Genomic DNA, 18,836 nt, shown 5'->3' with positions numbered 1-18,836 from the left:
GCTACTCGAGCGGCTCGGGTGCCGGCGGTACGGTTCGTTTGTGTGCACTCGCCTCGTACATGCCGCGAACGGTCGCGACGGTCTCCTCGTCGACGGCGAGGTGACGGGCGGCAGCGGCAGACGACAGCGGGCCGTCGACGTGCGTCGCGAGGATGGCATCGAGCGTGTCGTAGTCCAGTCCCATCTCCTCTTCGTCGGTCTGGTCGGCCCACAGTTCGGCCGTCGGCGTCTTCGTGACCAGTTCCTCCGGCACGCCGACGTGACGGGCGAGCTGGCGGACCTGTGCCTTGTAGAGGTTCCCGATTGGGTGACAGTCGACCGCGCCGTCGCCGTACTTGGTGAAATAGCCCACCGCGGCCTCGCTGCGGTTGCCGGTGCCGAGTACGAGCCGGTCTTCGTGGTTCGCCACGAGGTAGTTGAACACTGCCCGTACGCGCGCCCGAGCGTTGCCAACGGCGACGTGATCGTCCTCCGCCTCGGGATAGGCCTCGAGCAGCGTCTCGATCACCGGCTCGATCTCGATGACGTCGACGGGCATCTCGAGGTCGTGAGCGACCCGTTCGGCGTCTCCCATGTGCTCGTCGTCGCTGACTCGGGCGGGGAGAACGAGGCCGTGGACGGCGTCGGCACCGAGGGCCTCGACCGCGAGGTAGGCGGTGAGCGTACTGTCGATCCCACCGGAGAGTCCGAGGACGACTCCGTCGACACCCGCGGCGTCGACCTGTTCGCGAATGAAGTCGGTAATGTGTTCGCGTCGCAGTTCCAGTTCTGCCTCCGAGAACCGAAGGTCCATCATCGCTCGCCCGTATGGCCGACGCGGCCAAATAGACTCGCCTCGCCGCGAAAAAGTGACCGGACGTCAAGATTCGTGATCGTTCCGTCGAGAGCGCTACGTTCAAGTGCCCAGAACGGAAAGAATGCGTAGACGAGCGCCGGTGGTCTAGTGGTAGGACATGAGCTTCCCAAGCTCATAGCCCGGGTTCAATTCCCGGCCGGCGCATACCGGACCCGGTTCTGTCTCCTCGTGCGGTGATCCACGCCTCCGTCTGCTGGATTCGACGGCGCATCGCTTCCGTCACTCGAGATCGTCGACCGCTCCTGTGCTCGTCGCGAACCGAGGTCGTTATCCGCGACTGCCTCGAAGTACAACCGTGACTAGTCGTGAATCCCCTCCCGACGAGGGCCAGGTGCTAACGAGCCGTGGGTACCGGATTACTGTCGACGATGGACGAGATTCGTTCTTTGCGATCTGCCTCGAAGAGCCTGGTAGCGAAACGGCGTGGATCATGTCGGACACCGTTCAAACGCTAGAGGAGATGCGGTAGGTCTCATACTATCGGACGTAACTGTGTGACGGTTCTCGCCACTTCGGGGCGGCAAGAATCGTTCACGACGTACGTCCGGCAGTATCACACGCCCCGTGGGCCGTCGATCGATCCGAAACGAACCCGGAGCTCGGACGTCTATCTCGCCGTCGGCCACAAGAGCTAAGCCCTCTGAGCAGGCGGCCACAACGCTAAATACGCCGGTTTCCCATGTCCCACCTGGCGACGACGGCCACGAACGGTCGGGGTGGTTGGACGGGCGGAGGATGGCGTAAGAGGGCCAGCAGGTCCTACTCCGATGGGGCGTCCGGTATCGGGCTAACCAGGGTCACACGATCCAGGTCAAGCGATACTGGACATGTGAGTCGAGACAGCGAGGGCACCATACTCGATTCACTTTCCGTTCCAACGTCACCATCTTTCTCGATGCGTATCACTCGACGCGAACACCTGGTGGTGCGACACGACGCGGTCGACACTCGGTCGACTTAGAGATTGCCGCGGAGGTACACCTCGTCGTCGGTGATCCTCTCGATGCTGCCCTCGTCGAGCGGGTGAGCGGTCTCGCTGACGTCGCCCCAGCCGAGTTTTGCCTTGATCGTGTCGGTGAGGCTCGGATCCGGCTCGACGTAGCCGCGACCGTCCTCGACATCGACGATTCGGCCGACTGCCGTTCCGTCGGTGTTCAGGACGCGTTTCCCCTCGTCGTCCGCGGTGAGTGTCGTTCTGGACATGTGTATATCCGATAGTCGTCACGACCGCGAGACGGGCTGGGAGGCGTCACGGTCGATCCTTTCTCACGACCTGCGAAAGCAGACGGTCGAGACGGCAATAAAGCGACGCCGTCGTTTTGCCGACTCGCCCCCAGTTATCCCAAAACGGTCGGTAAAACGGACGATTGGCATCAGAAACGATCGAGTTCCGCGACGAGAACGCGTTGGGGCCGAGATTCTCATTCAGCGTCCGCTCGATCAAGCTGACGTTGAGCCGAGGAACAGAAGGATTATATCGCCGCTCACGTACGTCCATGCGAGTTCATGGCCGACTCTTCGTTTGCCGCTACGTTCGACGACCCCCGGGTCGATCCCCGGTTCTGTCGTCGAATTTCGGGCGACGACGGCGACGTCTTCCTCGTCGGCGTCGTCCACGATCATCCGGCGAGCGTCGCCCGCGTCCGGAGCGTTCTCGAGTCGGTTCGACCGGCCGTGCTCGCCCTCGAGTTGCCCTCCGCCGCGATCGATCTGTATCGGATGTACGCCCGGGAGGACGCGACGCCGCCGCGGTTCGGCGGCGAGATGAGCGCGGCGATCCAGGCCGCACCCGACGCCGACGTCGTCGGAATCGACGCGCCGAACTGGTCGTTTCTGCGCCGGTTGATCGCGCGACTCGTCGCCGATCGCGTCCCGCTCGAGACCGCGAAACGGGTGATGTCGGGACTCGGCAGTGCGACCCGTGAGGCGATGACGTGTCGACTCGCAGCGACGGTGACACGTACGACCGCGATGACGGTCGCGTGTGACGACCGGATCGAGTACGCGGTGGATCACGCCGATCCGCCGGCCCGCCAGGCAGCACACGAGCGGACCCACGTCGCCGGCGTTCGGGCGCTGATCGGGGACGACAACGGCGCGTCCGCGTATCGTGACGAAACGCGCGAACGGTGTATGGTCGATCGCCTCGAGTCGATTCGCAACCGTGGTGACGTCGTCGCCGTGGTCGGGATCGATCACCTCGAGGCGCTCGAGACGGCGATTACCGAGTAGCCTCGGTCGGCTCGATCAGGATCTCGCCGTCGGCGTAGACCGTGACGTAGTGTCGTTGGACGACGAACGAGACGTGACCGCCGGTGCGGGCCGCCCCGTCGTAACGTGGTCGAAAGATGGCATCGAGCGCGTCGGGGTCGATCGAGTCGTACAGCGTGAACGTCGCGTCGGTGACGTCGACGCCGAGGCAGTCGGCGAGTGCGTGCACGACTGTCGTACTAAGCGTGGCGGGACCGTCCGGGTCGTGCGTGACGCGATACACTGCGGGAGGACGTGGCGTGTCGTGGTTGGACGTGGGGTCTCGGTCGTACATACGATCGCGTCTTTGCGAGAGAACTCCTGATATAAAACGCAATCGTTTATTACCCGTAGTATTTACAGAACTTTCGGTTAGATGTACAGATTCGTGGTGCGTTTCAACCGGAGAGAGATTGGCTGTCCGGGCGGGCGTCACTCGTGGCGGAACTTGCCACCAGCCGATCACTGCCGAAGCGTCGAGATGCAGTTCCAGCAGTACGTGTACGTCTTGTCGGCGTCGTTCCGGACGCCGCAGTGGGGACACCTGATCGTCTCGCCGTCGAACTCCGGTTCGGCGTCGGTGTCGTCGCCCGATCCGGAGTAGCCGTCGGAGCTCGAAGAGTACTGGGTACCGGCGCGGTTGCCGTCGGCAAAGGACGGCATCGGGGAGCCGTCGTCGCTTCCACGGCGGACGTAGGCGTAGTACAGTAACAGGTGAAGCAGGGCGAACAGGACCACGTACCCGACGAGCCAGCCCCAGAGCTCCATCGGTGTGACATACGTTCTCGAAGCACTTGGATATTCCGTGGCCCGTCACTACCCGCGACCGTCACGGGAATGTGAACGAGTTACCGTGGTGGCTCGAGGTCGCGTCCGAACTCGTCGAACTGCTTGAGGTCGTCGGGGAGGTCGTACTCGATCCGGCGCTGTTCCTGTCGGTTGACGCCGGCCTCGTCGACCGGCGTCGCGGTCGACTCCCAGCCGGGTTTGATCTTGACGCTCTTTGCCGGCATGCCGACGGCGATGTGGTGGGCGGGCACGTCGTTCTGGACGACGCCGCGAGCGCCGACGATGGCGTTCTCGCCGACCCTACAGCCCGAACGGACGACGGCGTCGTAGGTGAGCCGGACGTCGTCTTCGATTATCGTGTGGTAGTTGCGGACCTCTGTCTGGTCGACGACGTCGTGATCGTGGCTGTAGACGTGGACGCCGTCGGAGATCGAAACGCGATCGCCGATCGAGAGTTCGCCGCGGTCGTCTAAGTGGACGTCGTCGTGGATCACGACGTTGTCGCCGACGGAGATGTTGTGTCCGTAGGTGAACGTGATACCCTTGAAGAACCGGCATTTTTCGCCACACTCCTCGAAGAGGTGGTTCGCGAGCATCTGTCGGAACCGCAAGGCGAATTCGACGTTGTCCGCGATCGGGAGGCTGTCGAACTGGCGCCACAGCCACTGGAGGTGTTTCGATCGGCGAAACTTCGCTTCGTCTTTCTCGGCGTAGTACTCGCTCTCGAGGGTGGTGTTACAGGGGTCGTAACTCTGGAGCCGGATCCGTTCGGCGGGCGAGACGTCCGCACCTGCCTGCCATCGGTCGTATGCGTCTCGGTCGCCCGAGAGGTCGACCAGGACGTCCTCGACGATCGAACACGTGTCCTCGTCGCTCGAGAGTCGCTCGTCGACTGTCTCGATGAACTCACGCATACCCGCCTCGGCCTCGTCGGGGAGCGAGACGTGCCGCTTTGTCATACCCGCTCCTTACTGGGCTGCCTTGATAGGGGTTCGGTTGTGCGGCTGCGTTTGCCGGACTTGTCTTACTGGCACCGAACCGTCGAGGCCGAGTCGCGTCCACGTCGTCACTTCGAGAGCGCTCGCTCGACGGCGCTTGCGACGTTCCGTGCCGTTTCGGCCAGCGCCGTCGAGACGAGCCCGTCGTCGACGGCCGCCTCGAGTTCGTCGTCGTCGACGACCTCGACGGTACCGTCGCGGTGACGGACCACGTCGACGTAGAGGTCGACGTACCGGGCACAGTCGGGAAAGAGTTCGACGGGCGTACAGACGTTGACGTACGTGCCCTTCGTCTCCCCGTCTTCGTTTTTGTACGTCGTCGGATACCACCACCGACCTTCCCGGAGCTTGGTGACCGCGACGTCGCCGTCTTCCTTCGGCACGTCGAGTGCGTCGTAGGTTCCGCCGCCGTGCATCCGGCGTTCGAGCGTGATCGTTCCCTCGGGATCCCAGTCGGTCACGTCGCCGGTCCCGAGCGTGAGCAGGCGGCCGTCGGGTTTGCCGTGGCCGAGCGCGAGCCGATCGTCGTCGGAGGGGCCGAACCGACGCGAGACGGCGTCGAACGGGAACGCGAACGCGTCGCCATCGTCGTCGCCGTCGTCGTTCCACTGCGATCCACAGACCGATTCGGCGAAGTCGACGGCCGCACTCGCCGTTCGATCCGCGGCCTTGATCCGGTGATGGCCGGGCATCGTCGTCTCGACGTCGCGACGAACTCCGTCCAGCGCGAACCTGGATTCGCGACCGAACCAGAGCCACACCGTCGCTTCGGGTGTCGCGAGCCGTCGTGGCTTGCCCGGCTCGTCGTCGACGCCTCCGAGGGCGTCCTCGAGCGTTCGCGCCTGTTCGGCTGCACGTGCAAGCGCGTCGTCCATCGCCTCGAGATTGGCCTCGGCTGCGATGCGGTTCCAGCGCACCCCCCACCCCTCCGGCGGCTCGGCCGACAGCAGGTCGGTCATGCCCACGAGTTCGGTCGCCTCCTCGCCGTCGGTTGCCGCCGAGACGCCGGTCCGGTCCCGCGAGAGCGAGAGGAGTCCGCCCTCGACTGCGAGGGTCGGGCGCACGAGCGGACGGTCGTCGTCCCACGGCGGCTTCGGATCCTGGACCTGTACCCGGTAGCGGTCACCAACGTCGACGTAGCCGTCGACGTCGTCGTAGGGTAGATAGCCCCGGACGGTGTCGCCGAGTTCGACCGCACCGCCGCCGCCGGCCGTCTGGACGACCTCGGCGTCGAAAACCGCCCCTCGCGGAGCGTCTGCGTCCCACCGGAACGTGTCGATCGCGACCGACTCGAGTTCGGCTGTGACCGCCTCGACGGCGTCCGGTTCGCCCGACACCGAGACGCCCTGTCGGTCGCGAGTCGTCTCGACTGTGACGTCGGCGGGCTCGAACCCGAACGTCTCGTCGAACCGGTCCCGGATCGGCTCGGAAGCCTGGACGACCTCACAGTCGGCCGTCTCGAGCAGCCTGGTCACTGCCGTCGTGTAGATGCCACGAACGCGAACGGTCGTCATCGTCGACCGGCCACCCCCGTCCACGGATCGATCGGCCGCAGTCGTCGGTCGAAGTACATGCCCTCGAGTTAGAACGCGGTGCCTTTGTGGATTCCGAGTCGTCGGCCGCATATCCTCCGTCGAAGACGGTTCCGCGAACCAACGTATTACCGGGGCGGAACCCGTACGTGCGGGCATGACACGCAGGCGCGATCCGGTCGAGCGAGCCGCAGACGACTCCGTCGACCTCTACGACGTCTCGACGTGGGAGCCCCGATCGACGCTCGATCACCTCGCGTACAGCGTTTACGCGGCACTGAACTACGGTCTCCGAGGGGTCGTTCTTGCGGCCGCGTTCATGTTCACGCTCGCGTTGCTCGCCTCGCCGGCCGTGCTCGTCGCCGACGAGCCCGCGATCAGCGTCTTCTTCCTGCTGTCGATCGTGCCCGCCCTCTTGCTCGCGGCGTACATCTGGCGGGCGGACATCACGACGCGGGAGCCACTCGGGTTGCTCGTGGCCACGTTCGCACTCGCGGTCCTGTTTGCGACGTTCGCCGCCGTCATCAACACGATCGGTGCCGGCGTCTTCTACCCGATCCCGGTCGTCGGTGCCGCCCTCTTTTTCTACCTGATCGTCGGCCCTGTCGAGGAGATCGTCAAGCTGCTCGCCGTCCGGGTCTTCGCCTACCGAAGCGAGAGCTTCGACGCCGTCATCGTCGGCACGGTGTACGGCGCCGTCGCCGGCCTCGGCTTCGCGGCGATCGAGAACGTCATCTACATTACGCAAGTTGTCGCCGAGGTCGGTCCCGAGGCGGGGCTGTACACGGCTGCGACCGAGATCGCGACCGTCCGCGCGCTCGTCGGTCCCGGCCACGTCATCTACTCCGCCATCGCGGGCTACTACCTCGGACTCGCGAAGTTCAACCGCCAGTACGCAGGGCCGCTCATCGCCAAGGGACTGCTCGTCGCCGCATTCGTCCACGCGACGTACAACATCACCGTCGGCTTCATTCCCGGCTTCGTCGCGGGTCTCTACCCCGTCACCGCCGACGCCGTCTTCGTCACCTACGTCGTCGGATACAACGTCGCGATCGGCTACTACCTCTATCGCAAGATCGCCCACTACCGCCGTACCTACCGCGACGTAAGCGCCGGCGACACCGGCGAGCCCCGATCGGAGCTGACCGAGTTCGATCCCTCGCGACGCTAGGGCTATTCGACGTATCCCTCGAGCAGCCCCTCGACGTACTTCGCGATCACGTCGACCTCGAGGTGGACCGGATCGCCGGGCTCCTTCGCAGAGAGCGTCGTCACCTCGTAGGTCGTCGGCACGATCGCGACGGTCACGCGGTCCTCGGCGAGGTCGGCGACGGTCAGCGAGATGCCATCGAGCGTGATCGAGCCCTTCTCGACGACGTAGCGGTCGTACCCCTCCGGCAGCCGGAACTCGAAGAACCAGTCCTCGCCCGCTGACTCGACGGCTTCGACCGTCGCCACCGCGTCGACGTGACCCTGGACGACGTGACCGTCGAACCGGCCGTCCGCGGGCATCGCCCGTTCTACGTTGACCACGTCGCCGTCCTCGAGATCACCGAGGTACGTCCGGGAAATCGTCTCCTCGGCCAGGAAGACCTCGAAGGACTCGCCCTCCTCGAACGTCTCGACCGTGAGACAGACCCCGCTGACGCTTATGCTCTGGCCGTGCTCGAGGTCCGTCGCGACCTCGTCGGCCCCGATCTGCAGTCGCAGCCCGTCGTCCGTTGCCGTCCGGGCGAGGATCTCACCCGTCTCCTCGACGATTCCCGTGAACATAGCCGTGGATGACGGGCGATAGGGGAAAGCCGTTCCGGGTCGTCGTGTTTTTGGGCGTCGCCCACGTCCTGTCGGCCGATGGCAGGGATCCTCGATACGATCACGCTCGCCGGCACGCTGATTCTCGCGATTCCGGCCGCGCTGGCCGGCCTCGAGTTCGTACTCGTCCGTGGCGAGCCGGTCGTCGGGACGGCCCTGCTGGTGCTCGCCGGTGGGCTCGTAGCCGGCAAACAGTATCTCACGCTGCCGACGGACGTGCCCGCGCTGCTCGCAAAACGAGTCGTGGGCGCGGTCGTCGGCGACCAGAACGCGGGCGAGCCAGACTCGGACTCGAGCGAGTCGAAACGGGACGCGGAGTGAGCGTCCGTCCTCGAACCCCGACGTTGATAGCTCCTCCAGCCGTACCCCGATTCGATGGCGACAGACCAGACCTCGACGACGGACCCGGACGTCTACGCGGAGTTCGAGCAGCGAGTCACGCGAATCAGAAACGTCGACAACGCCGCCGGCGTGCTCAAGTGGGACCAGGAGGTCGTGATGCCCGACGAGGGGACGCCAGCCCGGGCACAGCAGCTCTCGACGCTGTCGTCGCTTTCTCACGAACTGCTGACCGACGAGGAGACCGGCGACCTCCTCGAGGAACTCGAGTCGGCCGACCTCGCCGACGAGCAAGCCGCAGTCGTTCGGGAGATTCGCCGGGAGTACGATCGCCAGACGAGCGTCCCCCGAGAGCTCGTCGAGCGGATTTCGGAGACGACGACGAACGCCCACCCCACGTGGAAGGAAGCGAAAGCCGAGGACGACTTCGAGACGTTCGCACCCGTCCTCGAGGAACTCGTCTCGCTCAAACGCGAGTACGCCGAGCACGTCGACCCCGACGCGGATCCCTACGCCGTGCTCTTCGCGGAGTTCGAACCCTACGTCGACCTCGAGACCGCCGAACACGTCCTCGAGCGGTTGCGCGACGAACTCGTCTCACTGATCGACGCGATCGGCGACGCTGACGCCGACCTCGCGACGGACGCGTTCGACGGCGAGTTCGATCCGGACGCCCAGGAAGCGTTGTGTCGCGACGTCCTCGACACGCTGGGCTATGACTGGGACCGGGGTCGACTCGACACCGCGCCACACCCCTTTTCCTCGGGAACTCAGTTCGACGCCCGCGTGACCACCCGGTTCGACGAGACGGATCTGCTCGGCTCGCTCACCTCGACGGTCCACGAGTTCGGCCACGCGAACTACACCCTCGGGCTGCCCGACGAGGGGTACGCCACCCCACTCGGCGAGGCCCGTGACCTCTCGGTCCACGAGTCCCAGTCCCGGCTCTGGGAGAACCACGTCGGCCGCTCGCGGCCGTTCTGGGAGCGGTTTCTCCCTGCCGTCGCCGACAGGTTCCCCGCGACCGACGACGTCACGCCAGCCGAGGCCTACGAGGCCGCAAACCAGGTCTACGACGACAACCTCATCCGGGTCGAGGCGGACGAGCTCACCTACCACCTCCACATCGTGATCCGGTTCGAGATCGAACGCGAGCTCATCAGGGGCGAGCTCGAGGTCGCCGAGGTCCCCGAGGTCTGGAACGACAAGTACGAGGCGTATCTGGGCGTCCGCCCCGAGACCGACGCGGAGGGCTGTCTGCAGGATATCCACTGGTCGCACGGCTCCTTTGGCTACTTCCCGACGTACTCGCTTGGCTCCGTGCTCGCCGCACAGCTGTACGCGGCTGCCGAGGACGACCTCGGCGACCTCGACGACCGGACCCGCGAGGGCGCGTTCGACGACCTCAACGGCTGGCTCCGCGAGAACGTCCACGCCCACGGCAAACGCTACACCACTCCCGAGCTGATCGAACGGGCGACCGGCGAGCGGCTGACGGCCGACCCCTTCCTCGAGTACGCCGAATCGAAGTACGGCGAGCTGTACGACCTCGAGGGGTACTGATCCCCGCGGAGCGAAACACCGAACAAGGTCGACGACGTTGCTCCGGCCATGACGAACGACCGACGACTCGAGGGACAGGCGGCGATCGTCACCGGGGCGAGCGCCGGCATCGGCACGGCAACGGCCCACGAACTCGCAGCCGAGGGCGCGAACGTGACGATTGCAGCCCGCAGGGAGGCGAGACTCGAGGAGATCGCGGCCGACCTCGAGGCCGAGTACGACGTCGAGGTGCTGGTCGCGCCGACGAACGTTCGCGTCGAAGCGGAGGTCGAGGCGCTCGTCGAGGCGACCGTCGATCGGTTCGGCGGACTCGACGTCCTGGTGAACAACGCGGGGCTGGGCCGTGGCAGCGACGTCGAGACGATGGCCACCGAGGACTACCGGACGATGCAGGAGACGAACGTCGACGGTGTCTTCTTCGCGACGCGGGAAGCGATCCCTCACGTTCGCGAGCGCGAGGGACACCTGATCTTCGTGGGGAGTTTCGCGGGACAGTACCCGCGGCCGTTCAACCCCGCCTACGCGGCGACGAAGTGGTGGGTCCGTGGCTTCGCCAAGAGCGTCGCCGCACAGGTCGGCGACGACGGCATCGGAGTGACGATCGTCAACCCCTCGGAGGTCCGCTCGGAGTTCGAGACGACCGACGGCGATACGTTCGCCGAGCGGTTCGAGGAGGGCGAGGTCACCGAACCCGAAGAGATCGCCGAGGCGATCGCGTTCGCCGCGACGCGAGAGCACTCCTCGGTGTCCGAACTCGATCTCTACCGGCGGGACAAGTTCACGGGATTCTGACGGCCACTGTACCGATTCGAACCGTCGTCCGGATTTTCTGTGACCTGAAGCAACCATCGGTCCAGACGATGTCCGTCCCTACAAAACGGGGCTGACTGTGCCGGGTACACGTTCACGCCGAGCGCGCGCCACCTCCCGACGATGAGACTCTCGATTCCCGGCGTCCCGGGCGTCTACTACGATACGGACGCCCGCTCGACGGCACTGACGATCGCACTGACGGCCGCAGGCAGGCGCGCCCCGAAACCACAGGGATACGCCGTACAGGTGGTGCCGTACCTGTGGTCGTTCGACGTCGACTTGCGCGAAGTTCCGAACGATCACCCGTTCCAGTATCTCCACCCCGAAGGCGCACGAAGCATCGACCAGCTCACCCGTGATCGGCTCGGCACCGACGTCGACCCGGAACTCGACCGGCTGCTCCGATTCGCCTGGGCCGTAAACGAAGAGACGGAGACGGCGTTCGAGACGCTACTCGGCCGTCGCGAAACCGCCGACGGGGTCGTCATCGAGATCGACGAAGGCGCTGTCGACGACGCGCTCGAGGACGGCGACGTCGAACGGACCGATCTCGAGTCGGCCGGCGGCCACGAGACCGCCGACGAGTCGACCGTCACCGAGATCGACGTCACCGAGGCGCCGACGGACGACGATCCGGAGACGCCGGCCGATGGTGCCGACGGCGGCGGACTCGACGAGGACGACGGTAAGAACGAGGACGAAGACGGCCCACGTGGGATCCGCTAACGCGACTCCTTTTGCCGTCGGGGTTCGTATCTGACGTATGCGAATCGTCACGACGTTACCCTCCGCGACGGAGATCGTCGCCGAACTCGGATTCGAGCCGGTCGGCGTCTCCCACGAGTGTGACTACCCACCCTGGGTCGGGGAGATTCCCTCGGTCACGACCTCGCGAATCGACGCCGACGCGTCGAGCACCGAGATCGATCGGCAGGTCCGTGAGACGGGTGACGAGGGTGTCTACGAGGTCGACGTCGGGTTACTGGATGACCTCGAGCCGGACGTGATCGTCACCCAGGGAATGTGTGACGTCTGTGCGGTCGACGAGGCGGTAATCGAACGCGCCGTCGAAGCGATTACGGCAGATCCCGAAATCGTGACGACCGATCCGCACACGGTCGCGGACGTTCTCGGCGACATCGAACGGATCGGTCGGGTGACCAACCGCGAACGCCGGGCGACCGAGATCGTTCGGCGACGTCGCGAGCGGATCGACGACGTGCGCGAGACAGCTTCGGACGCCCTCGAGCGGCCACGCGTCGCCGTCCTCGACTGGACCGACCCCGTGATGGTGGCCGGTCACTGGACCCCCGAACTCGTCACAGCCGCCGGCGGGGAGTACGGCATGGCCGATCCGGCCGATCGATCGACGCCACGGGAGTGGGACGACGTGCTCGCGTACGATCCCGAGGTACTCGTCGTCGCCCCCTGCGGGTTCGACCTCGAGCAGATCACCGAAAATATCGGTGATCTCACCGAGCGTGAGGGCTGGAGCGACCTCACCGCCGTCCGCGAGGATCGGGTGTGGGCGATGGACGGCCACCACTACGTCAACCGGCCCGGCCCGCGACTCGTCGACACCCTCGAGTACCTCGCGGCGATCGTCCAGCCCGACCACTTTGTGGGGCCGCCCACGGACGTCGCCGTTTCGGTCGCCGACCTCGAACGCGAGGCGACGGAGCCGTGATCTCCATCCCGGCCGACGTTCGCGAGGCGATCCTGGAACACGCTCGAGCGGGCAGCCCACGGGAGATCTGTGGCGTCTTCGGTGGCGAGTTCGACGAGAAATGCAGTCGCGTTCGCTCGCACTACCCCGCCGAAAACGCGGCCGACACCCCTCTGAATCGGTACCGGATCGATCCCGAAGAGCAACTGGCGATCTTCGAGCGACTCGAGGACCGCGGCGAAGAGATCGTCGGCTTCTATCACTCACATCCACGTGGCCCACTCTCGCCGAGCGAGACGGACGTCGAGGCGGCGGCCTGGCCCGATCGATCGTACGTCATCGTCTCGCTCGCCGACGACCCCGAGATCGGATCCTGGCGATGGCGCGAGGAGTCAGAACGGTTCGAACGCGAGGCAGTCGAGTTCGCGTAGGCCGAGACGAGACCGGCTACCCGAACGAGTCGAGCGAGGACTGACGGCTCCGATCGCTCTCGCCCGTCTCGAGGTCGTACCCGACGAGGTCACGCAGGTCGACGACGTAGTTCGTTCCACCCTGCTCGAGCACGAGCAGTCGGCCTTTGAGACCGACGACGGTCCCCGCGGCGATCGTCTCGCGGATCGGCCTGGTCTCGAGGTCGAGGCCGTACTCGAGATCGAACCGCTCGGCGACGTCGTACTCGGCGAGCAGCGTCTCCCAGGCGTCCTCGTCGACGGCTGCTGTGAGACCCTCGATTTTGGCGGCCGTCCGAACGCGGTCCGGTAGCCGGCGGGCGATCTCGGCTTCGATCTCGCGGGCGATCCGGCCGTTCTCGACGGTCCGGATGTGTGCGGCACGATCCGCACCCTGCTCGCGAAGTCGGGTCTCGAGGCGACGGCGTTTCGTGACGCCGACTTTGAACGTGTCAGGAGCGAAGGCTGCGAGATAGACCGCGTGAGTCTCGTGACAGTCCATCTCGTCTTTCAGACACGTGCCGGTACACGTCGCACACACCCACGTGCTCGTATGATATGCACAAAACGGTGCGGTCGGTCGATCACACGGCTGATGGACGTCGCCGTCGATCGTGCCGGCACAGACGCGACGTCCCAGCGTGCCGTCGAGTTCGGTGCCGGACTCGAGCGAGCGGCGTCGAACGTCGCCGTCGTCGCTGACGAGCACCGCCGATCCGACCCCGCTTCGCTCGTAGCCGACGATCTGCACGCTCGCCCGTAGGGGCGGTTCAGCCATAGGTGTGACGATGCGGGCGGTGTCTCGCCGTCTAGCGGTTGCGAACGCCGCACCGTCGGCTCTCGACCGCGACAGCGTCGACAAAACCGTCGTTACGCCAGCTCGACGGTCCCACTCGAGTCGACGGTTACGTCGTAGTCCCGGTACTGGAACGAGACGTGGCCACGACGAGTGGTGTCGTCGTCTGCGGCGGTCGATTCGAACAACAGGTCGAGCGCGGTCGGATCGACGACGTCGTTGAGCGGTGGTTCGAGATCTGCGGGGTGGACGTCTTCCGCATCGGCGATCGCTTCGACGACGCGGAGACTCGGTTTCGCCAAGGTGTGTTCGGTTTCGGATCCATGCATTGGTGAGTGGTTAGACGAGCAGCTGGATGTCCGACTCGGCCATGTGCTGGATCGCGGTGGCCGCGCCGACACCGGTGGTGACGCCGTCGTAGAAGTCGTCTTCGTCGTAGTCCATCAGCTCGATCGTCATCTGACAGGCCTGCAGATCGACGCCCTGATCCAGCGAGAGCTCGATCAGCTCCTCGATAGTGGCGGTCTCGTTGTCGGCGATCTTCTTTCGCATCATCTTGGTGGCCATCGCGTCCATGCCGGGCAGGGCCGCCACGGCGTTTGGCACCGGCATGTTCGGGTTGCCGACGGCGCTGAGTTTGAGCTCTCTGGCCTTTTCCTCGTGGAGGATGTCGAGTCCCCAGAACGTGTGGAAGACGACGACGTCCCAGCCGAAGGCGGCGGCCGTACTCCCGAGGATAAGCGGCGGGTACGCCATGTCGAGTGTCCCCTGCGTGGCGATGATCGTCATCTTCTTGCCGTCGTCGTCGCTATCGGCGTCGGCCAGCGACGACTCGAGGTCGTCGACGCGTTCACGAAGCGCCTGGAAGTCGGCGGCGTCGACCGCGGGATCGGCGTCGTCGGCCGGTGTGGGGTTGTCCGTACTCATCTCAGTCAGTCTTCTGTACGTAGTGTTTGTAGACGCCGTCGCCCTCGACCTGCTCGAGGAGATCGACGCCGTCGGTGCCCGCTGCCCAGCCGTCGATGTCGCTCATGCTCCCCGAATCCGTCGCCACCACCTCGAGGACGTCACCCTCTGCTAGGTCGTCGATCGCCTGTTTCGTCTTGACGACCGGCATTGGGCAGGACTGTCCTTTCACGTCGAGCGTCTCCGTAACGTCGTATTCCGTGCTCATGGTTATTGTGCTCTATATTGGAGCTATCACACAATACAATGTGCGAAAGTAAAAGGGCGTCGGTTATCGTGATCGACCGTCGGCGCTCGATCGGAGCTTGGAATCAGGTCACGCGAGCCGGCGGCACGAGTAGTACGTTGCCGGTCGCTCGAGCGACGACGTCTTCGGAGACGCTACCGAGCAACAGTCGACGGAGTCGACTTTGCCCGCGCGAACCGACGAGGATCGTCGTCGGATCGTGCGTCTCCTCGGCGGCGAGAATCTCCTCGGCTGGATCGCCCTGACGGACGTCCGTCTGCGTCTCGATCCCCCACGCGTTGAGCTGGCTCGCCAACTCCGCGAGTTGCTCGCCGGGATCGTCCCCTTCGGACAGTCCCGGATCTTTCGGCGTCTGTACGTGGACGAGCGTCGCCTCCTGGGTGGCGTGGCGGAGATACGAGAACGCCTCGAATGCCCGCTCGGCGTTGTCGGAGAAGTCGGTCGCATACAGCATCCGCTGGAAGAGGTGTGTTCGGACCATGGTGGGCTCGTCGACTTCGCGCTCGATCCGGTTTATCAAAAGCGGCGTCTCCGTCGTTCGAGCGAGGTTTCTGGCGGTCGATCCGATGACGCGGTTCTCGAGTGGGCTCTGTCCGCGCGAGCCAGCGACCGTCAGGCTGGCGCCGATCGTCTCCGCGATGCCGGTGATACGTCGGTGTGGCGTCCCGCGGACGACGTGTGTCTCGATGTCGAACCCGGCGCTCTCGATGGCGCGACGGTAGCGCTCGAGAGCCTTCCGTCGTCGCTTTTCGAAGTCGATGCCCGGCATTCCGGCGTGTACGTTCGACGGAACGACCGTCACCAGGTGGATCTCATCGATGCCGATCCGTCCGAGACACTCGAGACAGACCTCGTTCTCGATCGTCGCTTCGCTCGCTGCCGACAGATCGGTCGCCAGTACTGCTTTCATACCGGTGGTAGGTCCCGACGGTATAATATTGTTTTGATAACCCAATACAAGGGTATTCGATACGCAGTGATACGGTGTTGGGCCACGCATTCACTTCCCCAGATATCGAATATTGGTTCAAGAGAGAGAAAAATAACCATGAACGTGTAGTGGCCTCGATACCACTTGATTCTCCGGAAGGGAGGGTCGACCGGTGGGCGATTACTCGATATCGGCTTCGAACGCGACGCGACCGACGGCACCACCGTGGTGGGACGCAACGAAACCGCTGCATCCGCTAGTAGCTTTCAAATACAATTGTACAATACTCACAAAATCCTTTTATCGACGGCTCTCCTATGTCAGGGTAATGGCCGATCCAATGGCAGAACAGCTACAACGAGATATGCAGTGTGAAGGACTGCTCGAGTGTATCCACGGGCTCAAGCGACTCGACACGGAGTGTTTTCAGGCGATGGTCGAGCACGACGAGCCAATGACGATCGACGAGGTCGCAGAGCGGGTCGATCGCGAACGCTCGACCGCTTACCGGTCGATCCAGCGACTGCTCCAGAGCGGGTTCATCCAGAAAGACCAGATCAACTACGACCAGGGCGGGTACTACCACGTCTACTACCCGACCGACCCGTCTCAGATCGCGGGCGATATGCGGCGTATGTTGAACGACTGGTACGCGAAGATGGGGCTGCTGATCCAAGAGTTCGAAGACAAGTACGAGCACGTCGACGATGGTGCTGCCGTCGTCGACAGCTAGAACTTCCCGTCAGGAGGCTCGTCCGCTGTCCGTGTTCCCGTGACAGCCGCTTGCAGCGGCATGCACGGAGTTGACCGGACGACGACGCGTACTCCGTGTTGTCATGTCGTTACAAGACCTTTCACACGCGGACGAGGTTATGCAGGAGTGTATCGACAACTGCCTCGAGGCTGCACAGGCCTGTGAGTGGTGTGCGGACGCCTGTGCCGACGAGGGCGAAGCGATGGCCGAGTGTGTCCGGCTCTGTCGCGACGTCGCGGATCTGACGACGCTACACGCGAGGCTTATGGCTCGCGACTCGGACTATCACGGTGATCTGGCTGCCGTCTGTGCCGATGTGTGCGAAGCGTGTGCCGAGGAGTGCGAGCAGTTCGATCACGAACACTGTCGAGTGTGTGCCGAGGTTCTGCCGACGTGTGCGGAGTCGTGTCGAGAGATGGCGAGCTAAGCTCGAGTCGCTCGTGTATCGGGCAACGAAACGCCGTCCTCACTCGCTACCGGAATCGCGGTCGACGCTTACCCGGCCGTCGCTCGTCTCGAGTGTGAATCCCGCGTCCTCGAGGAACGATCGCGAGCGGCCGTCGCCGTGGACGAGCACTTCCACCAGATCAGTGGGTTCGTCGACGTCGACCGCCAGTCGAAACGAGTCGACCGTCTCGAGGTCGGCGTCGACCTCGCGTGCGGCCCGTCGGTGGTCGAGGATGGAGACCCCGTGGTAGTCGACACGGAAGCCGGGATGGTGGCTAACGACGGCGTTCGTCCCTCCGCCGCGACCTGGAGCGAGGACGACGTCGCCGTCGGCCGAAAACAGCGTCTCGAGTGCGTCGGCCGTCGCGAGTGCGAGATCAGCCATCACGATCGCGACCGGCCCGTCCGCCGACGAGAGGACGTCGTTAACTGTGTCGGTCAGCGGCCGATCGTCGACCCGAACCGGAACGTCGGCGTCGACCGACTCGGTCGCGAGCACCGTCGGCTCTCTGCCCGTCTCGGTGACGGCGTGGACGACGTCTTCGAGCATCGCCCGGGCGAACCCCAGCCGTTCGTCGGGGTCGAGTACCGGGGCCAGACGGGTTTTTGGCGAGCCAGCAGCAAACGGGACGACGACGTGCATCCAGTTGTGCCGTCGGACCACGCTGGCAAAAGCGCGACGACTGCGACCGTCACCGTCTTTCGGGGACTGATCGACGAACCACTACGTCTAAACCGTCCTGGGGCCAACCGACGACGATGTCCGGAGACGACGATCCCGGTGTGATTCGCTCGCTCGCGATCTCCGCGGCGGACGTCGTCGACGCGTTCGTCTACACGCGAGAGAACCCCGGCACGTCCGTCCTTCGGGTGACGCCACCGTTTCACGGCCGGATGCGTGCCCGCATTCACGTCTCTCACGGGACCGACCGTGCTACCGACGCGATCCACGTCTCGCCGGCCGATCTGCTCGCGGATGCGGTCGTCTCGGAGTTTCCGACGCTCGCAGCGATCGAGGGAGACCTCCCCGACGAGGCTTCCCCCGAACGGGTTCGCGAGGCCCGCGCGGACGCCCTCGAGGCGTGGCGCGATCGGGCGACGGACGCGATCGTCGACGAGACGACCATCGAGACCGACTGCGGAACGACACGCGTCTCGGTTGCCCGTCTCGACTGACCGATACGCCCGACCCAGACCGGACTTGGAGTCGTCTCGAGCGTCTCAGCTGTCTACTTTCACTTTCACTTCGGACGGGTCGGTTTGACGTCCCGTCGGTCCGATCGGAGAGCTATGAACGTCGACACGAACTGGCTCGAGAGCGAGGGTGGCATCGAATCGGCAACTGTCGAACCCGGCATCGAACCGCGAGTCGCCGACCCGACAGTCCGACGACGCGTCGACGTCACAGGACTCGATCTCACGGCGATCCGACGGCTCGTCCGCGAGGACCTCGAGACCGACCGCGTCTCGCTCGAGCGATGTGGTGCTCGAACCTACCTCCTGCTCGCAGCGTGAGCTTCGCCACGCCGGACCCACTCGCGTAACGTTCCGGTGAATCGCGACACAGGGAAACGGTTCGTTCGCTCGAGGGCAGTCGTCTTGCCGCTTCGGGGCTCCGGTGACGGCTG

The 18,836-nt window shown here is 64.9% G+C and carries 25 protein-coding genes and 1 tRNA gene; 13 read left to right on the top strand and 13 right to left on the bottom strand.

Annotation, left to right across the window (positions count from 1 at the left end; translation table 11 throughout):
* Position 1: 1 nt before the first annotated feature.
* Positions 2-796, bottom strand: coding sequence for an NAD+ synthase (locus QQ977_RS04875; RefSeq protein WP_285927877.1), 795 nt, complete (start codon positions 794-796; stop codon positions 2-4).
* A 133-nt stretch (positions 797-929) separates the two neighbouring features.
* Here QQ977_RS04875 and QQ977_RS04870 point away from each other — a divergent pair.
* Positions 930-1,000 (top strand) — tRNA-Gly (locus QQ977_RS04870).
* A gap of 813 nt (positions 1,001-1,813) precedes the next feature.
* Here QQ977_RS04870 and QQ977_RS04865 read toward each other — a convergent pair.
* Positions 1,814-2,059 (bottom strand): PRC-barrel domain containing protein, encoded by a 246-nt coding sequence (locus QQ977_RS04865; RefSeq protein ID WP_285927876.1) that lies wholly within the window; start codon positions 2,057-2,059, stop codon positions 1,814-1,816.
* 303 nt (positions 2,060-2,362) lie between these two features.
* Here QQ977_RS04865 and QQ977_RS04860 point away from each other — a divergent pair, with 303 nt between their 5' ends.
* Positions 2,363-3,088: a hypothetical protein gene (locus QQ977_RS04860; RefSeq protein WP_285927875.1), complete on the top strand. Its 726-nt coding sequence runs from the start codon at positions 2,363-2,365 to the stop codon at positions 3,086-3,088.
* Here the strand turns inward: QQ977_RS04860 and QQ977_RS04855 are convergent.
* From QQ977_RS04855 to QQ977_RS04840, 4 genes are all read right to left on the bottom strand, one after another.
* Complete coding sequence (locus QQ977_RS04855; protein ID WP_285927874.1) at positions 3,078-3,401, bottom strand: HalOD1 output domain-containing protein; 324 nt, start codon at positions 3,399-3,401, stop codon at positions 3,078-3,080. The two genes, QQ977_RS04860 and QQ977_RS04855, sit on opposite strands and share 11 nt — an antisense overlap.
* 167 nt (positions 3,402-3,568) lie before the next feature.
* Positions 3,569-3,874 carry a DUF7577 domain-containing protein gene (locus tag QQ977_RS04850; protein WP_285927872.1) on the bottom strand — a complete coding sequence of 102 codons (306 nt, stop codon included), beginning with the start codon at positions 3,872-3,874 and terminating at the stop codon, positions 3,569-3,571.
* Positions 3,875-3,954: 80 nt separating this feature from the next.
* The gene (locus QQ977_RS04845) at positions 3,955-4,854 is read right to left on the bottom strand and encodes an acyltransferase (RefSeq protein WP_285927871.1); all 900 of its coding nucleotides are present in this window, start codon (positions 4,852-4,854) and stop codon (positions 3,955-3,957) included.
* A 107-nt stretch (positions 4,855-4,961) separates the two neighbouring features.
* Positions 4,962-6,407, bottom strand: coding sequence for a DUF402 domain-containing protein (locus tag QQ977_RS04840; protein ID WP_285927870.1), 1,446 nt, complete (start codon positions 6,405-6,407; stop codon positions 4,962-4,964).
* A gap of 175 nt (positions 6,408-6,582) precedes the next feature.
* Here QQ977_RS04840 and QQ977_RS04835 point away from each other — a divergent pair, with 175 nt between their 5' ends.
* The gene (locus QQ977_RS04835; protein ID WP_285927868.1) at positions 6,583-7,596 is read left to right on the top strand and encodes a PrsW family intramembrane metalloprotease; all 1,014 of its coding nucleotides are present in this window, start codon (positions 6,583-6,585) and stop codon (positions 7,594-7,596) included.
* A gap of 2 nt (positions 7,597-7,598) precedes the next feature.
* Here QQ977_RS04835 and QQ977_RS04830 read toward each other — a convergent pair whose 3' ends face one another.
* Positions 7,599-8,198 (bottom strand): riboflavin synthase, encoded by a 600-nt coding sequence (locus QQ977_RS04830; protein WP_285927867.1) that lies wholly within the window; start codon positions 8,196-8,198, stop codon positions 7,599-7,601.
* A gap of 78 nt (positions 8,199-8,276) precedes the next feature.
* Between QQ977_RS04830 and QQ977_RS04825 the strand changes: the two genes are divergently transcribed.
* The 6 genes from QQ977_RS04825 (at position 8,277) to QQ977_RS04800 (ending at position 13,049) form a co-directional block, all read left to right on the top strand.
* Positions 8,277-8,558: a DUF7533 family protein gene (locus QQ977_RS04825; RefSeq protein WP_285927866.1), complete on the top strand. Its 282-nt coding sequence runs from the start codon at positions 8,277-8,279 to the stop codon at positions 8,556-8,558.
* A 54-nt stretch (positions 8,559-8,612) separates the two neighbouring features.
* Positions 8,613-10,139, top strand: coding sequence for a carboxypeptidase M32 (locus QQ977_RS04820; protein WP_285927864.1), 1,527 nt, complete (start codon positions 8,613-8,615; stop codon positions 10,137-10,139).
* 48 nt (positions 10,140-10,187) lie between these two features.
* A complete protein-coding gene (locus tag QQ977_RS04815; protein WP_285927863.1) occupies positions 10,188-10,931 on the top strand; it encodes an SDR family oxidoreductase in 744 nt (247 codons plus the stop codon).
* 141 nt (positions 10,932-11,072) lie between these two features.
* Positions 11,073-11,678 carry a hypothetical protein gene (locus QQ977_RS04810; RefSeq protein ID WP_285927862.1) on the top strand — a complete coding sequence of 202 codons (606 nt, stop codon included), beginning with the start codon at positions 11,073-11,075 and terminating at the stop codon, positions 11,676-11,678.
* A gap of 37 nt (positions 11,679-11,715) precedes the next feature.
* On the top strand, positions 11,716-12,639 hold the full coding sequence (locus QQ977_RS04805) for an ABC transporter substrate-binding protein (RefSeq protein ID WP_285927860.1): 924 nt from the start codon (positions 11,716-11,718) through the stop codon (positions 12,637-12,639).
* Positions 12,636-13,049: a desampylase gene (locus tag QQ977_RS04800; RefSeq protein WP_285927859.1), complete on the top strand. Its 414-nt coding sequence runs from the start codon at positions 12,636-12,638 to the stop codon at positions 13,047-13,049. Before QQ977_RS04805 ends, QQ977_RS04800 begins: the two co-directional genes overlap by 4 nt.
* Before the next feature lie 16 nt (positions 13,050-13,065).
* Here the strand turns inward: QQ977_RS04800 and QQ977_RS04795 are convergent, their stop codons facing one another.
* The 5 genes from QQ977_RS04795 to QQ977_RS04775 all read right to left on the bottom strand — a co-directional run bounded on the left by QQ977_RS04795 (position 13,066) and on the right by QQ977_RS04775 (position 15,986).
* Complete coding sequence (locus tag QQ977_RS04795; RefSeq protein ID WP_285928744.1) at positions 13,066-13,818, bottom strand: DUF2797 domain-containing protein; 753 nt, start codon at positions 13,816-13,818, stop codon at positions 13,066-13,068.
* Between the two features lie 119 nt (positions 13,819-13,937).
* Positions 13,938-14,192 carry a HalOD1 output domain-containing protein gene (locus QQ977_RS04790; protein ID WP_285927857.1) on the bottom strand — a complete coding sequence of 85 codons (255 nt, stop codon included), beginning with the start codon at positions 14,190-14,192 and terminating at the stop codon, positions 13,938-13,940.
* Between the two features lie 10 nt (positions 14,193-14,202).
* Positions 14,203-14,790 carry a DsrE/DsrF/DrsH-like family protein gene (locus QQ977_RS04785; RefSeq protein ID WP_285927855.1) on the bottom strand — a complete coding sequence of 196 codons (588 nt, stop codon included), beginning with the start codon at positions 14,788-14,790 and terminating at the stop codon, positions 14,203-14,205.
* Between the two features lies 1 nt (position 14,791).
* Complete coding sequence (locus QQ977_RS04780; RefSeq protein WP_285925886.1) at positions 14,792-15,037, bottom strand: sulfurtransferase TusA family protein; 246 nt, start codon at positions 15,035-15,037, stop codon at positions 14,792-14,794.
* 103 nt (positions 15,038-15,140) lie between these two features.
* On the bottom strand, positions 15,141-15,986 hold the full coding sequence (locus tag QQ977_RS04775; protein WP_285927854.1) for a universal stress protein: 846 nt from the start codon (positions 15,984-15,986) through the stop codon (positions 15,141-15,143).
* Between the two features lie 349 nt (positions 15,987-16,335).
* Between QQ977_RS04775 and QQ977_RS04770 the strand changes: the two genes are divergently transcribed.
* Positions 16,336-16,740, top strand: a complete 405-nt coding sequence (locus tag QQ977_RS04770; protein WP_285927853.1) for a helix-turn-helix domain-containing protein — start codon at positions 16,336-16,338, stop codon at positions 16,738-16,740.
* A gap of 103 nt (positions 16,741-16,843) precedes the next feature.
* Entirely contained in the window at positions 16,844-17,188 is a 345-nt protein-coding gene (locus QQ977_RS04765) for a four-helix bundle copper-binding protein (protein WP_285927851.1), read from the top strand.
* Positions 17,189-17,227: 39 nt separating this feature from the next.
* Here the strand turns inward: QQ977_RS04765 and cofC are convergent, their stop codons facing one another.
* Entirely contained in the window at positions 17,228-17,851 is a 624-nt protein-coding gene (gene cofC, locus QQ977_RS04760) for a 2-phospho-L-lactate guanylyltransferase (protein ID WP_285927849.1), read from the bottom strand.
* A gap of 116 nt (positions 17,852-17,967) precedes the next feature.
* Between cofC and QQ977_RS04755 the strand changes: the two genes are divergently transcribed.
* Entirely contained in the window at positions 17,968-18,384 is a 417-nt protein-coding gene (locus tag QQ977_RS04755; RefSeq protein WP_285927848.1) for a hypothetical protein, read from the top strand.
* 114 nt (positions 18,385-18,498) lie between these two features.
* On the top strand, positions 18,499-18,723 hold the full coding sequence (locus QQ977_RS04750) for a hypothetical protein (protein ID WP_285927847.1): 225 nt from the start codon (positions 18,499-18,501) through the stop codon (positions 18,721-18,723).
* The last annotated feature ends 113 nt before the right edge of the window (positions 18,724-18,836 follow it).

The sequence above is a fragment of the Natrialbaceae archaeon AArc-T1-2 genome (assembly GCF_030273315.1).
GTDB lineage: Archaea > Halobacteriota > Halobacteria > Halobacteriales > Natrialbaceae > Tc-Br11-E2g1.
Note: the sequence above shows the minus strand (reverse complement) of the source record. Positions and strands in the feature narration are given on the sequence as shown.